The organism is Serratia rhizosphaerae (assembly GCF_009817885.1).
GTDB classification, from domain to species: domain Bacteria; phylum Pseudomonadota; class Gammaproteobacteria; order Enterobacterales; family Enterobacteriaceae; genus Serratia_B; species Serratia_B rhizosphaerae.
In genome coordinates this window covers 2155399-2169935 of sequence record NZ_CP041764.1, presented here as the reverse complement: position 1 = coordinate 2169935, position 14537 = coordinate 2155399, and the positions used below count along the sequence as shown (strand labels likewise).

Genomic DNA, 14537 nt, shown 5'->3' with positions numbered 1-14537 from the left:
TTACTCCTGCTTTGCGCCGTATTGCTTGCCGACGGCCGCGGCCATCAACGCTTCCTGAGTGGCCTGCTCAATCGAGAACTCACCGCTGATGTGGCCTTCGTGCATCACCAGTACGCGATCGCTCATTCCTAACACTTCCGGCATCTCCGAAGACACCAGAATGATGCTGAGCCCTTCTTGCTTGAACTGGTTGATAAGCTGGTAAATCTCTTTTTTCGCCCCGACGTCGACGCCGCGCGTCGGTTCATCAAGGATCAGTACCTTAGGCCGCGTCATCAGCCCGCGGGCAATCGCCACCTTCTGCTGATTGCCGCCGGAAAGCAGGCCAATCGGCTGCTCCATTGACGGGGTTTTGATGTTAAACAGGCGAATAAAATCCCCTACCGCCTGCCGTTCCTCAGCCTGTTTCAGGCTGCCAACGGTGCGGCTGAAATAGCGCAGCGCGGTCAATGACATGTTTTCTTTGACCGACATGCCTAGCACCAGACCGTCGCGCTTGCGGTCTTCGGAAATATAAACAATGCCGTTTGCCAGCCCGTCCTGCGGCGAACGGCACAGTACTTCGCGGCCGTCCAGCCGCACGCTGCCGCTCTTGCGCGTCGCCGCGCCGTAGAGGATTTTCATTAATTCGGTACGGCCGGCGCCCATCAGCCCGGCAACGCCAAGAATTTCGCCGCGATACAGGGTGAAACTGACATCATGCACGCCGGGGCCAGACAACTGGCTGACTTCCAGCCGTTTGTTGCCGCGCGGCAGGTTCAGCCTCGGGTATTGATCTTCCAGTTTACGACCAACCATCATTTCAATCAGCCGCTCTTCCTGCAGCTCATTCACCGGCCGCTCGGCGATAAACTGGCCGTCGCGGAAGATGGTAACGTCATCACAGACCTCGAAAATCTCTTTCATCCGGTGCGAGATATACACAATGCCGCAGCCTGCCGCTTTCAGTTCATTGATCACCTTAAATAAGGAGGCAGTCTCGGTATCGGTCAGCGCGTCGGTAGGCTCATCCATAATGATCACCTGCGACTCAAAGCTCAGCACCTTGGCGATTTCCACCATCTGCTGATCGCCAATCGACAGTTCCCCCACCAGACGGTGGCTGCTGTAACGCAGATTAAGACGCTGAAGCAACTTGTCAGCCTCGGCGTACATGCGTTTCCAGTCGATACGGCCAAAGCGGTTAACGAATTCGCGGCCGAGAAAGATGTTCTCCGCAATGGTCAACTGCGGGATCAGGTTCAGCTCCTGATGAATAATGCCGATCCCCGCATCCTGTGACGCTTTCGGCCCGTGAAACGCCACCTCTTTACCGAGGAAACGTATACTGCCGGCATCTTTGCTGTAGATACCGGTCAGCACTTTCATCATGGTGGACTTGCCGGCACCGTTTTCCCCCACCAACGCCATCACCCTGCCGGGGTACACGCTAAGCGCTGCCCCGGAAAGCGCCTTCACACCGGGAAACGCCTTATCTATCCCGGTCAGTTGCAATAAAGGTTGCATAAATGCCTCAGAAAGTTACGCCGGCGCACAGGATAATGTTCGCATAGGGCGAACATTCCCCGCTGCGAATCACCGCCCGGCTGTGCCCGGTTTGCGCTTTGAAATCGCCGTGGCTGATATAGCGCACGCTGATGGTATTTCCCTGCTGCAGCCCCAACTGCGTCAGTTGCGCCAACAGAGCGCTATGGAGCGAGGGGTTTTGCGTGACGAGCTCTTCGGCCAACATGGCGCTTTCCACCTGCATTTCCTGCGTGACCGCAGTAAACAGCTGTAAAAAAGTCGGCACGCCGGCCATCAGCGCCATATCGATGCGTTCAACGCCGGCCGGGATCGGCAAACCGGCGTCACACAGGGTGAGCTGGTCGGTATGGCCGAGACGGGAAACCGCCGCGGAGATGTCGGCATTAAGCAGCACGCCTTTTTTCATTTCTTTCGCTCCACTTATTTTTTACCAGCGAAACGTTTCGCTTGTCGTGGAGTGTAAAAAAACAACAAAGGAAGGCAACCGCCATAGCGTGGAAATGTGATCGTTATCGAAACGTTTCGATATCAGCGCGGCAACACCGGTAAAAAAGAAGGGGCGCCGCATGCGACGCCCCCGAGAGGAGAGATAACGGAACCTTATATTTCGACCTGCGTTCCCAGCTCGATAACCCGGTTCGGCGGAATTTCAAACTGATCCGGCGCCCGCAGCGCATTACGGCTGAGCGCAATAAACAGCTTACCGCGCAAGAACAGATACCACGGCCGTTTGCTCAACAGCAGCGATTCATGCGACATAAAGAACGAGGTTTCCATCATACGGCACGGCAAACCCTCCAGGCCGCAGCGGTGGAACACCTCCTCGACGTTCGGCGTTTCTCGCCAGCCGTAGCTGGCGACCACGCGCCAGAAGGTCGGCGACAGCTGCTCAATGGTGACCCGCCGGACATTATGGACGTACGGCGCATCTTCGGTACGCAGCGTCAGCAGCACCACGCGCTCATGCAGCACCTTGTTGTGTTTGAGGTTGTGCAGCAGCGCAAACGGGATCACGTTGGTGGCGCGCGACATAAACACCGCGGTGCCCGGTACCCGCACCGGCGGCGACTTCTCCAGCGAGGCGATCAGCGCCTCCAGGGAGTTGCCGTGTTCATGCATGCGGCGCAGCAGGCGAAAACGTTCGCTCTTCCAGGTGGTCATGACGATAAACATCATCAGGCCGATGGTCAGCGGCAACCAGCCGCCGGAGAACAGCTTCAGCGCGTTGGCGGAGAACATCGGCACATCAATCAGCAACAGAGCTATCAATATGCCCACCGCCAGGAAGCGATTCAGGTGCCAGTTTTTAATCGCCACCGAGGTCACCAGAATGCTGGTCAGCACCATGGTGCCGGTTACCGCAATGCCGTAGGCCGCAGCCAGATTGCTCGAATGTTCAAAGCTGACGATCACCAGCACCACCGAGATATACAGCAGCCAGTTAATCACCGGGATATAGATTTGGCCGGACTCCATTTCCGAAGTATGGATAATGCGCATCGGCGGCAGGTAGCCCAGACGCACCGCCTGACGGGTTAAGGAGAAGACGCCGGAGATCACCGCCTGCGAGGCGATCACCGTCGCCAACGTGGCCAAAATCAGCAGAGGAATCAGCGCCCAGTCCGGCGCCAACAGAAAGAACGGGTTTTTGATCGCTTCCGGGTTCTTCAAAAGCAGCGCACCCTGGCCGAAATAGTTAAGCACCAGCGACGGCAACACCACGGTGAACCAGGCCAGACGAATCGGGAATTTCCCGAAGTGGCCCATATCGGCGTACAGCGCCTCAACGCCGGTGATCGACAGCACCACCGCCCCCAGGGCAAAGAACGACACTTTCTTATATTCGAAGAAGAAGTTCAGCGCCCATTTCGGGTTCAGCGCCTGCAGCACCTCCGGATTATCGATAATGCTGCGCACACCAAGCAGCGCCAGCGTCAGGAACCAGATCAGCATCACCGGGGCAAACAGTTTGCCCACGCTGCCGGTGCCGTGCTTCTGAATAATAAACAGCAGCGTCAGCACCAGGATTGCCAGCGGTACAATATAGGGATCCAGCGCCGGCGCGGCGATTTCCAACCCTTCGATCGCCGACATCACCGAGATCGCCGGAGTGATCACCACCTCACCATAAAAGAAGCTGCCGCCAATCAGGCCGAGTATCACCAACACCGCCGTGGCGCGCGCCGAGGTATTGCGCCCGGCCAGCGACATCAGCGTCAAAATACCGCCTTCACCGGCGTTGTCCGCCCGCATCACGTAGGTGAGGTATTTCAGCGAGACAATAATGACCAGCATCCAGAAAATCAGCGACAGGAAGCCAAACACCACATCTGGCCGGACATCAAAACCATAATGACCTGAAAAACACTCTCTCAGGGTATAAAGCGGGCTGGTGCCAATATCGCCATACACCACGCCGATAGCCGCCAAGGTTACCGCCGCCAGGGACTGCTTACGTTCTGTGCTCATAATTCGTTTTCTTGATTAGAACAACCGTTAGCGCTGCATCCGCCAAAACGGGCTCCAAGATCCATTACGTCCACTAAAAACCGCACAGTATGCACGAATTCCTTCGGTTGCCTACTCTATAAAATGTCTCAGAAAAACGACAAAGTGTGAGCAAACAATACATTTGATAATAGAAAGTTTTGGTTAATCAACCAGCTATACCATTAAAAATGATGGTGGTTTATCATCGCTCATTCGGACAAGATTGGCTAATTTATCTCGGACAACACGAAAAATCTTATGGCGTCTTCATCACTACTGGCAGAACGAATTTCCCGGCTCAGCAGCGCGCTTGAGAGCGGCCTTTATGAACGTCAGGAAGCCATTCGGCTCTGCCTGCTGGCGGCGTTAAGCGGCGAAAGCGTGTTTCTGCTCGGTCCGCCGGGTATTGCAAAAAGTCTGATAGCCCGCCGCCTCAAATTCGCCTTCCGCCATGCCCGCTCCTTTGAATACCTGATGACCCGCTTCTCCACCCCGGAGGAAGTATTCGGCCCGCTCTCCATTCAGGCGCTGAAAGACGAAGGGCGCTACCAGCGCCTGACCGACGGCTACCTGCCGGAAGCGGAAATCGTGTTCCTCGATGAAATCTGGAAGGCTGGCCCCGCCATTCTCAATACCCTGCTGACCGCGATTAACGAACGCCGCTTCCGCAACGGCAACAGCGAAGAGCCGATACCGCTGCGCCTGCTGGTCGCCGCCTCGAATGAACTGCCGGAGGCCGACAACAGCCTGGAGGCGCTGTATGACCGCATGCTAATCCGTCTGTGGCTGGACAAGGTGCAGGATAAGCAGAACTTCCGCTCGCTGCTGACCAACCGGCAAAGTGAAAACCAAAACCCGGTGCCGGAAGCGCTGAGCGTCAGCGATGAGGAGTTCCGGCAATGGCAGGCGCAGATCGATAAAATTCAGCTGCCGGAAAACTGCTTTGAACTGATATTCCTGCTGCGCCAGCGGCTGGATGCGCTGGAACAGGCGCCCTATGTTTCCGACCGACGCTGGAAAAAAGCGCTGCGCTTACTGCAGGCCTGCGCCTTCTTCAGCGGCCGCGAAACCATTGCCCCGATCGATCTGATGCTGCTGAAAGACTGCCTGTGGCACGATCTGGCCTCGATGAAGCTGATGCAGCAGCAGATTGATCAGCTACTGAGCGAGCAGGCCTATCAGCAACAGACGTTGCTGCTCCAGCTGCAGCAGTTGCATACCCGCTGGATGCAGCACCAACAACAGCAAAGCGATCGCCGGGCCATCAGCCTGGTGAAAAAAGGCGGCATGTTCAGCCGTAAACCGCAATACGCGCTGGGTGAATCACTCGGCAGCGGCACGCTGACGCTGTTGCTGCAAAAGCCGCTGCAGCTGCATGATATTCAGGTTAACCATTTGAGTATCGACAGCAGCACGCTGGAAAGCTGGCTGCAAAAAGGCGGCGAGGTGCGCGCCAAGCTCAACGGCATTGGTTTCGCGCAGCAGATTGATTTAGTGGTGGATGAGCAGCTGCACCTGACGGTGCTGGACGTCAGCCGCCAGCCGTCGCTGCTGGCGCTGCCGGGTAAACAGACCAGCGCCACGCCGCCGGAGCTGCTGGAGGAACTGGAGACCCTGATGCAGCGGCTGGCGGAACAGCGTCGCTTATTCAGCCAGCATCAGCCCTGCCTGTTCACCCCGGCCGCCGGCCTGGCCAAGATAGAAGCCAGCCTGCTGCAGGTAGCGGAGCAAATTAAACAGCAGCAACAGCAAATGCAGGGCCAGTAACCGTGCTGAACCTGGAGACGCTCAACCTGCTGCTGGCCATTACCGAAGGCGAGCTGATCGAAGATATGATCGTCGCCATGCTGGCTGCGCCGCATCTGTCCGCATTCTTCAGGAAATTCCCGGCGCTGCGCCGTGCGCTGGATCGCGATCTGCCGCGCTGGAAGCTGCAACTAAAACAGCGGATCCATGAGGCAATGGTTCCACCGGCGTTGGCGCAGGAATTCTATCGTTACCAACAGTGCCAATTGGAAAGCAACGCGCAGTTTTATCAAAACCTCAACGATACCCTGGAACTGCTGCGCCAGCTGGTTTCCCCCTTCTATGAACAGGCGCGCAAGCTGGTGAACGCCGCCGATCTGCCCAATCATCCGCTGGATGACAGCTTCCAGACCCTGTTTCTGCAGCGTTGGCGCATCAGCCTGACGCTTCAGGCCACCATGCTGCACCACCAGCTGCTGGAGCAGGAACGCGAACAGCTGATGGCGGAATTGCAGGAGCGCCTGGCGCTGAGCGGCGCGCTGGAGCCGGTGCTGGCGGAGAACGATACCGCCGCCGGCCGGCTGTGGGATATGAGCAAAGGGCAGTTGCAGCGCGGCGACTATCAGCGGCTAGTGGAATACGGCAACTTTCTGCAAACCCAGCCCGAACTGAAGAAACTGGCCCAGCAGTTGGGACGCAGCTACGAGGCAAAAGCCATTCAGCAGCAGGATGCGCAGCCGGAGCCGTACCACGTCATGGTGCGGGTGCCCGCCACACTGCCGGAAGAAGTGAACGGCGTGCATCAAAGCGATGATATTTTACGCCTGCTGCCGCCGGAGCTGGCGACGCTCGGCATTGAGGAACTGGAGTTTGAGTTTTACCGCCGCCTGCTGGAAAAACAGCTGCTGAGCTACCGTCTGCAGGGGGATGCCTGGCAGGAGAAGCTGATGATCCGCCAGGTCACTTATCAGCAGCAGGATCAGCAGCCGCGCGGGCCGTTTATCGTCTGTGTTGATACCTCCGGCTCAATGGGCGGCTTCAACGAACAGTGCGCCAAGGCGTTTTGTCTGGCGCTGCTGCGCATTGCGCTGGCGGATAACCGCCGCTGCTACATCATGCTGTTCGCCAACCAGATCGTCCATTATGAACTGACCGCCGCCAGCGGTATTGAACAGGCGGTGCGCTTTCTCGGCCAGCATTTCCGCGGCGGCACCGATCTGGCGGCCTGCCTGAGCGCAACGGTGGGGAAAATGGCGGAGAGCGGCTGGTTCGACGCCGACGCGGTGATTATTTCCGACTTTATTGCCCAGCGGCTGCCGGACGAGGTGATTAAAAAGGTGAAACAGCAGCAGCAGAGCCATCAGCAGCGTTTTCATGCGGTGGCGATGTCCGCCTACGGCAAACCCGGCATCATGCGCATATTCGACCATATCTGGCGCTTTGATACCGGGCTAAAAAGCCGCTTAATGCGCCGCTGGCGGCGCTAACCCGGCGTTACAGCAGACCTTCCACGCTTTCACGCACTTCCGGCGACCATACTCCGCACTGCACCTGGCCGATATGTGACAGTTGCAGCAGCAGCATCACCAGACGCGACTGACCAATACCGCCGCCGATGGTCTGCGGCATTTCACCTTTCAGCAGCGACTGATGCCACTCCAGCTGCAGGCGATCTTCATCTTCCGTCAGAGCCAGCTGGCGCTGCAATGCGGCGGCGTCAACGCGGATCCCCATTGAAGATAGCTCGAACGCGTCTTCCAGCACCGGGTTCCACACCAGAATATCGCCGTTGAGGCCGGACAGTCCTTCAGAGCTGGTGGTGCTCCAGTCATCATAATCCGGCGCACGCACGTCGTGAGAGCGGCCATGCGACAGCTTGCCGCCGATGCCGATCAGGAATACCGCGCCCAGCTCTTTGGCAATCGCCCGCTCACGCCCTTTGGCGTCCAGTTCCGGGAAACGCTGCAGCAACGCTTCGCTGTGCACGAAGTGAATCTGTTCCGGCAGGAACGGCGCCAGTCCATATTCGCGACTGACCGCCGCTTCCGTTTCCTTGATAGCGCTATAGAGGCTGCGTACGGTGCTTTTCAGGTGATCCAGGTTGCGTTCGCCATCCCCCATCACCCGCTCCCAGTCCCACTGGTCGACATACACCGAGTGGATGGCGCTCAGGCGATCTTCATCCGGGCGCAGTGCCTTCATATGGGTATACAGGCCCTCGCCGGCGCTGAAATCATGGGCGCCCAGGGTTTTACGTTTCCATTTAGCCAGTGAATGCACAACTTCAAACGTCGCGTCCGGCAGGGTTTTCACCTTGACCTGCACCGCTTTTTCACTGCCGGACAGGTTATCCTGCGTACCGTCGCCCAGACGGCTGAGAATAGGCGCCTGAACCTCAATCAGACCCAGCTGCTGCTCCAGCTGGCGGGAGAAGAACGATTTTACGAAGCTGATTTGTTGTTGTTTTTGGATAAACTGTTTTTTCATTGCCGTATCTCTTAAATCCTGTCTCTGTTGCTGATGATTAAGCAACACAAAGGCGCCTCAATTCAATATCCATCAAACAATATTGCGCTTTTACTTTTAATCGTTCATTTTTAAGCGGTGATAATTCAATAAACCATAATTTATGGGGGATAAAATGGCGGAAATTTATCAGATCGATAATCTCGATCGCGGCATTCTCAACGCGCTGATGGCTAACGCGCGTACGCCTTATGCCGAACTGGCAAAAACCTTTGCCGTCAGTCCGGGGACCATTCACGTACGCGTCGAGAAGATGAAGCAGGCGGGCATCATTACCGGCGCCCGGGTCGATGTGAACCCCAAACAGCTGGGCTACGACGTCTGCTGCTTTATCGGCATCATATTAAAGAGCGCCAAAGACTACCCTTCCGCCCTGAGCAAACTGGAAAGCCTGGAAGAAGTGGTCGAGGCCTACTACACCACCGGCCATTACAGCGTGTTTATCAAGGTGATGTGCCGCTCGATCGATGCGCTGCAACAGGTACTTATCAACAAGATCCAAACGATTGACGAAATTCAGTCGACGGAAACGCTGATCTCGCTGCAGAACCCCATTATGCGCACCATCGTCCCGTAACGGATTTTTACTATACCCATATTATCCACAGGTAGATCCCTGGCGATTCACAGCGTACAATGCAGCCTCTTTGCAGCAGGTTGAGATCATTCATTCATGGCAGACATTACTCTGATCAGCGGCAGTACGCTTGGCAGTGCTGAATATGTGGCGGAACATCTGGCCGAAAAACTGGAAGACGCCGGTTTTTCCACCGAGATGCTGCACGGGCCTGAATTGGATGAACTGACGCAGTCCGGACGTTGGCTGGTGGTCACCTCCACCCACGGCGCCGGCGAACTGCCGGATAATCTGCAACCGCTGTGGGACGAGATCAACGAACGCCAGCCTGATTTATCCCAGGTGCAGTTCGGCGCCGTCGGTCTGGGCAGTTCGGAATACGATACCTTCTGCGGCGCGGTCGCACAGATCGACGATCTGTTACAGGCTCGCGGCGCAAAAAGGATCGGCGATCGCCTGGAGATCGACGTGACGCAGCACGACATTCCGGAAGATCCGGCGGAAGAATGGCTGAAAAGTTGGGTTAATTTACTCTGATTCGTTCAAAGATCGTGCGAACGATTGTGTATAACTAAGCTTAAAAGCAGGGTAAAAGCGGTAGTTATCCAAATAACAACTGCCGTATGCTTTTTGTCCTGTGCATAAGTAGCCATTTAGATCCCAGCTTATCAGCGTCAGGATCACCGATCATTCACAGTAAACGATCCTTCCTAATTTCATGATCTCTATCGTGAATACGCGGTTATCCACAGAGGATCGCGATCCTAATAAGAGATCTAATAAAGAGATCTTTAAATAAAAAGATCTTCTTTTAATTACCTGACGATCCGTACCGCTTGGTCGATCGTCTAAACTTGAGTAGAATCCCCCACCCCAGGGCAAACAACGATCGTTCGCAATACGGCGAGGTGCAGTTCCATGTTTTATCCAGAGCAATTTGACGTCATTATCATCGGCGGCGGCCATGCCGGCACCGAAGCGGCAATGGCCGCGGCAAGAATGGGGCGTCAAACCTTATTACTGACGCACAACATTGATACGCTGGGGCAAATGTCTTGCAACCCGGCGATCGGCGGTATTGGTAAAGGACATCTGGTTAAAGAAATTGATGCGCTGGGCGGCCTGATGGCAACGGCAATCGACCATGCCGGCATTCAGTTTAGGATACTAAACGCCAGCAAAGGCCCTGCGGTACGCGCTACTCGCGCTCAGGCCGACCGCGTGCTCTATCGCCAGGCCGTACGCACAGCCCTGGAGAGCCAGCCCAACCTGATGATCTTCCAGCAGCCGGTAGAAGATCTTATTGTTGAGAACGATCGCGTCGTCGGAGCCGTCACGCAAATGGGGCTGAAATTCCGCGCTAAAGCGGTAGTGCTCACCGTAGGGACATTCCTCGACGGCAAAATTCATATCGGCCTGGAAAATTACAGCGGCGGTCGTGCTGGCGATCCGCCAGCCATTTCACTGTCGCAGCGTCTGCGTGAACTGCCGCTGCGGGTTGACCGTCTGAAAACCGGCACCCCGCCGCGCATTGACGCCCGCACCATTGATTTCAGCGTTTTGGCTGAACAGCACGGCGACACGCCGACGCCGGTATTCTCGTTTATGGGCCATGCCGATCAGCATCCGCGTCAGGTGCCGTGCTATATCACCCATACCAATGAAAAAACCCATGATGTGATCCGCAGTAACCTCGATCGCAGCCCGATGTACGCCGGGATCATCGAAGGGATCGGCCCACGTTACTGCCCGTCGATCGAAGACAAGGTGATGCGCTTTGCCGATCGCAACGCACACCAGATCTTCCTTGAGCCGGAAGGACTGACCAGCAACGAAATCTACCCGAACGGTATTTCCACCAGTCTGCCGTTCGACGTACAGATGCAGATCGTCCGTTCGATGGAAGGGATGCAAAATGCCCGTATTATTCGCCCGGGTTACGCCATCGAGTATGATTTCTTCGATCCGCGCGACTTGAAACCGACGCTGGAAAGCAAATTTATTCAGGGTCTGTTCTTTGCCGGTCAGATTAACGGCACTACCGGTTACGAAGAAGCCGGTGCGCAGGGACTGCTGGCCGGTCTGAATGCCGGACGCTACGCCAACGAAGACGAAGGCTGGGCGCCGCGTCGCGATCAGGCCTACCTTGGCGTGCTGGTGGACGATCTGTGCACCTTGGGCACCAAAGAACCGTACCGCATGTTTACCTCACGGGCGGAATACCGCCTGATGCTGCGTGAAGACAACGCCGATCTGCGCCTGACGGAAAAAGGACGTGAGCTGGGTCTGGTGGATGACGTCCGCTGGGCGCGCTATAACGACAAACTGGAAAAGATTGAGCGCGAACGTCAGCGTCTGCGCGACGTTTGGCTGCATCCGCATTCAGAAAATGTTGAGCAGATAAACACACTGCTGAAAACGCCGCTGTCGCGTGAGGCCAACGGTGAGGAACTGCTGCGTCGTCCGGAAATGGATTATGCGCTGCTGACGTCAGTCGACGCTTTCCAGCCACCGCTGGCCGATACCCAGGCCGCTGAGCAGGTGGAAATTCAGGTAAAATACGAAGGCTATATCGCCCGTCAGCAGGAAGAGATCGAACGCCAGCTGCGCAACGAGAACACGGTGCTGCCACTCGATCTGGATTATCACCAGGTTTCCGGGCTGTCGAACGAAGTGATTGCCAAGCTCAACGACCATAAACCTACCTCTATCGGACAGGCATCGCGTATCTCAGGGATTACTCCGGCGGCGATATCCATTTTATTGGTGTGGTTGAAGAAGCAAGGTCTGCTGCGCCGCAGCGCATAAATCTGCATTTTGAGCGGCCGACTGCCCAATGGATAGGCAATCGGCCGCTGACATCACTTTCAGCCTGCATTATCATAGCCACTTCGCCATTTTCGGCGGATCTCGCGTTGGTCAGAGGATTCCATTGTGGACAAAAAGTTAGACTCGCTGCTGGCGGCAGCCGGTATTTCGCTTCCCGATCGTCAAAAACAGCAGCTGCTGGGCTATGTCGGCATGCTGGATAAGTGGAACAAGGCGTACAATCTGACCTCCGTACGCGATCCGCAGCAAATGCTGGTTCGCCATATCCTCGACAGTATCGTGGTTAATCCCCATCTTGTCGGATCTCGCTTTATCGATGTTGGCACCGGACCGGGTCTGCCGGGCATTCCGCTGGCTATTGTGCGTCCGGATGCGCATTTTACGCTGCTCGACAGCCTGGGTAAGCGGGTGCGCTTCCTGCGGCAGGTGCAGCACGAGCTGGGCCTGAGCAATATCGAACCGGTACAGAGCCGGGTGGAGGAATTTCCGGCCGAGCCGCCGTTTGACGGCGTAATCAGTCGCGCATTCGCCTCACTGCAGGATATGCTGACCTGGTGCCGCCACTTGCCGGCGCAAGGGCAGGGGCGCTTTTATGCTCTGAAGGGTGTCCGTCCAGACGAAGAGCTGGATGCATTGCCTGAGGGCATTGCGCTTGAAGAGGTGGTGCGTTTACAGGTGCCGGAATTGGAAGGCGAACGTCATCTGGTGGTACTTAAGGCAAACTGAGTTTGTTTTTGATCAAACAGACGGCAGATTGAACCTTGCTACAGATGTAAAAATAAGCAGACTAATTAACTGGCCGCTTTTTTTAGTTAATTTACTTTTTTTTAACACAAAGGCAGCAGTTAATTAGCGAAAATACCCTAATTACGTGTAGTAATTGTCACGTTAGCAATTATGTGAATAAGATCGCCTTTTGCTGCTGTTGTTAACGCGTAATAACAATATTCTTTCTGTGGATGTCAACGAAAGGTTTTTAGCGGGTATAAAGATTGTTTTTGAACGGTTAAATTATACCGTTTTGATTTATAAAATATTTTTATCGCCCTAATCGCTAAAGACGTTTTATGCGCACATGGGTTATAAATCGAACGTTAGCCCTATTGTTGTGATCAATTGCACGTTTTAGCGTGCAACAGAGGAATAATCGGACAATAAAATCGAGGTATTATTCCGCCTATTTTCTTGCGAAAATAGTCTGAATTTGGTGAATTTAAATAATTGTTCACCTTTTCGCTACTTATCGATTGAATTCGTTGGAGTGGCCCGTATAATTTGCTCGTTTTTTGCTGCTTGACTCTATGCAGCAAAGACAGTGTCATACGTCACTCAGCATACCCCCTTAGGGGTACGGAGAGAACAAACGTCATGTCTGTGTCCCTTTACAGCGGGAAAGTCGCACGCAAACTGCTGTTTTTGCAGTTTATGACTTTTGTTCTGATCAGCGCCGCCTTCGGTTTCAAGGGGCTGGCGTGGGGCGCTTCGGCGTTGGCGGGCGGACTTGCCGCCTGGCTGCCGAGCGTCATGTTTATGCTGTTTGCCTTGCGCCACCAGGCGCAGACGCCGGCGCCCGGTCGGGTTGCCTGGTCGTTCGCCATTGGCGAGGGGCTAAAGGTCGTGATCACCATCTTTTTGCTGATCGTGGCGCTTGGGGTGTTCAAAGCGGAGTTTATACCGCTTGGCCTGACCTATTTAGCGGTGTTAGTGGTGCAAATAGTGGCACCAGCCGTGATTAACAGTTACCGAACTTAACTAAAAGGGTAAGAGGCATCATGTCTGCAGGAGAAGTCTTGACTCCACAGGAGTATATCGGTCACCACCTGACGCAGCTTCAGGTCGGGACGGGGTTCTGGTCGATCAACATCGACTCGATGTTTTTCTCCGTCGTCCTCGGGGCGCTCTTCCTGGTGATCTTCCGCAAAGTGGCCAAAAACGCCACCAGCGGTGTGCCGGGTAAACTGCAAACCGCAGTGGAACTGGTGGTTGGGTTCGTCGACAGCAGCGTGCGCGACATGTATCACGGCAAGAGCAAGGTTATTGCTCCGCTGGCGTTGACCGTGTTCGTCTGGGTATTCCTGATGAACCTGATGGATTTGCTGCCTATCGATTTCCTGCCGTATATCGGCGAACACGTTCTCGGCCTGCCTGCGCTGCGCGTAGTGCCTACCGCCGATGTCAACGTGACGCTGTCTATGGCGCTGGGCGTGTTTATCCTGATTCTGTTCTACAGCATCAAAATGAAAGGCGTTGGTGGGTTCGTTAAAGAGTTGACCATGCAGCCGTTCAACCACCCTGTATTCATTCCGATTAACCTGATTCTTGAAGGTGTCAGCCTGCTGTCCAAGCCTGTTTCACTGGGCCTGCGACTGTTTGGCAACATGTATGCGGGTGAGTTGATCTTCATCCTGATTGCCGGCCTGTTGCCGTGGTGGTCACAGTGGGTCCTGAGCTTGCCTTGGGCTATCTTCCACATCCTGATCATTACGCTTCAAGCCTTTATTTTCATGGTTCTGACGATCGTCTATCTGTCGATGGCGTCTGAAGAGCACTGATTTTTCCTAAAACACTTGCATTTATAAACTGAAACAAACTGGAGACTGTCATGGAAAACCTGAGTATGGATCTGCTGTACATGGCTGCCGCTGTGATGATGGGCTTAGCGGCAATCGGTGCTGCGATCGGTATCGGCATCCTGGGTGGTAAATTCTTGGAAGGTGCAGCGCGTCAGCCTGACCTGATTCCTCTGCTGCGTACACAGTTCTTTATCGTTATGGGTCTGGTTGACGCCATCCCGATGATCGCTGTTGGTCTGGGTCTGTACGTGATGTTCGCCGTCGCGTAA

General features: G+C 55.2%; 13 protein-coding genes. 9 read left to right on the top strand and 4 right to left on the bottom strand.

Features of this window, described 5'->3' with window-relative positions; genetic code table 11:
• From rbsA to kup, 3 genes are all read right to left on the bottom strand, one after another.
• Positions 1-1506, bottom strand: a complete 1506-nt coding sequence (rbsA, locus tag FO014_RS10075) for a ribose ABC transporter ATP-binding protein RbsA (protein WP_160029368.1) — start codon at positions 1504-1506, stop codon at positions 1-3.
• Positions 1507-1513: 7 nt separating this feature from the next.
• Positions 1514-1933, bottom strand: coding sequence for a D-ribose pyranase (gene rbsD / locus FO014_RS10070; RefSeq protein WP_160029366.1), 420 nt, complete (start codon positions 1931-1933; stop codon positions 1514-1516).
• A 194-nt stretch (positions 1934-2127) separates the two neighbouring features.
• Entirely contained in the window at positions 2128-3996 is a 1869-nt protein-coding gene (gene kup / locus FO014_RS10065) for a low affinity potassium transporter Kup (protein ID WP_105233132.1), read from the bottom strand.
• A gap of 279 nt (positions 3997-4275) precedes the next feature.
• On the opposite strand from kup, the gene ravA reads away from it, so the two are divergent.
• Complete coding sequence (gene ravA, locus FO014_RS10060; RefSeq protein ID WP_160029364.1) at positions 4276-5784, top strand: ATPase RavA; 1509 nt, start codon at positions 4276-4278, stop codon at positions 5782-5784.
• A 2-nt stretch (positions 5785-5786) separates the two neighbouring features.
• Complete coding sequence (viaA, locus tag FO014_RS10055; protein ID WP_160029362.1) at positions 5787-7250, top strand: ATPase RavA stimulator ViaA; 1464 nt, start codon at positions 5787-5789, stop codon at positions 7248-7250.
• Positions 7251-7257: 7 nt separating this feature from the next.
• On the opposite strand, the gene asnA is transcribed toward viaA, so the two are convergent.
• Entirely contained in the window at positions 7258-8250 is a 993-nt protein-coding gene (asnA, locus tag FO014_RS10050) for an aspartate--ammonia ligase (protein WP_160029360.1), read from the bottom strand.
• Between the two features lie 154 nt (positions 8251-8404).
• Here asnA and asnC point away from each other — a divergent pair, with 154 nt between their 5' ends.
• From asnC to atpE, 7 genes are all read left to right on the top strand, one after another.
• Positions 8405-8866, top strand: a complete 462-nt coding sequence (gene asnC / locus FO014_RS10045; protein ID WP_015962426.1) for a transcriptional regulator AsnC — start codon at positions 8405-8407, stop codon at positions 8864-8866.
• A 96-nt stretch (positions 8867-8962) separates the two neighbouring features.
• Complete coding sequence (mioC, locus tag FO014_RS10040; protein WP_160029358.1) at positions 8963-9403, top strand: FMN-binding protein MioC; 441 nt, start codon at positions 8963-8965, stop codon at positions 9401-9403.
• A gap of 381 nt (positions 9404-9784) precedes the next feature.
• Entirely contained in the window at positions 9785-11674 is a 1890-nt protein-coding gene (gene mnmG, locus FO014_RS10035; protein ID WP_160029356.1) for a tRNA uridine-5-carboxymethylaminomethyl(34) synthesis enzyme MnmG, read from the top strand.
• Between the two features lie 126 nt (positions 11675-11800).
• Complete coding sequence (gene rsmG, locus FO014_RS10030) at positions 11801-12421, top strand: 16S rRNA (guanine(527)-N(7))-methyltransferase RsmG (protein WP_160029354.1); 621 nt, start codon at positions 11801-11803, stop codon at positions 12419-12421.
• 642 nt (positions 12422-13063) lie between these two features.
• Complete coding sequence (gene atpI, locus FO014_RS10025) at positions 13064-13447, top strand: F0F1 ATP synthase subunit I (RefSeq protein ID WP_160029352.1); 384 nt, start codon at positions 13064-13066, stop codon at positions 13445-13447.
• A gap of 20 nt (positions 13448-13467) precedes the next feature.
• A complete protein-coding gene (gene atpB / locus FO014_RS10020; protein ID WP_015962431.1) occupies positions 13468-14247 on the top strand; it encodes a F0F1 ATP synthase subunit A in 780 nt (259 codons plus the stop codon).
• A gap of 50 nt (positions 14248-14297) precedes the next feature.
• Positions 14298-14537 carry a F0F1 ATP synthase subunit C gene (atpE, locus tag FO014_RS10015; RefSeq protein ID WP_004093904.1) on the top strand — a complete coding sequence of 80 codons (240 nt, stop codon included), beginning with the start codon at positions 14298-14300 and terminating at the stop codon, positions 14535-14537.

What these genes read in the sequence shown, in the direction of transcription:
- rbsA (WP_160029368.1), bottom strand. Translation starts at nt 1,506, where the DNA reads ATGCAACCTTTATTGCAACTGACCGGGATAGATAAGGCGTTTCCCGGT.
- rbsD (WP_160029366.1), bottom strand. Translation starts at nt 1,933, where the DNA reads ATGAAAAAAGGCGTGCTGCTTAATGCCGACATCTCCGCGGCGGTTTCC.
- kup (WP_105233132.1), bottom strand. Translation starts at nt 3,996, where the DNA reads ATGAGCACAGAACGTAAGCAGTCCCTGGCGGCGGTAACCTTGGCGGCT.
- ravA (WP_160029364.1), top strand. Translation starts at nt 4,276, where the DNA reads ATGGCGTCTTCATCACTACTGGCAGAACGAATTTCCCGGCTCAGCAGC.
- asnA (WP_160029360.1), bottom strand. Translation starts at nt 8,250, where the DNA reads ATGAAAAAACAGTTTATCCAAAAACAACAACAAATCAGCTTCGTAAAA.
- asnC (WP_015962426.1), top strand. Translation starts at nt 8,405, where the DNA reads ATGGCGGAAATTTATCAGATCGATAATCTCGATCGCGGCATTCTCAAC.
- mioC (WP_160029358.1), top strand. Translation starts at nt 8,963, where the DNA reads ATGGCAGACATTACTCTGATCAGCGGCAGTACGCTTGGCAGTGCTGAA.
- mnmG (WP_160029356.1), top strand. Translation starts at nt 9,785, where the DNA reads ATGTTTTATCCAGAGCAATTTGACGTCATTATCATCGGCGGCGGCCAT.
- atpI (WP_160029352.1), top strand. Translation starts at nt 13,064, where the DNA reads ATGTCTGTGTCCCTTTACAGCGGGAAAGTCGCACGCAAACTGCTGTTT.
- atpB (WP_015962431.1), top strand. Translation starts at nt 13,468, where the DNA reads ATGTCTGCAGGAGAAGTCTTGACTCCACAGGAGTATATCGGTCACCAC.
- atpE (WP_004093904.1), top strand. Translation starts at nt 14,298, where the DNA reads ATGGAAAACCTGAGTATGGATCTGCTGTACATGGCTGCCGCTGTGATG.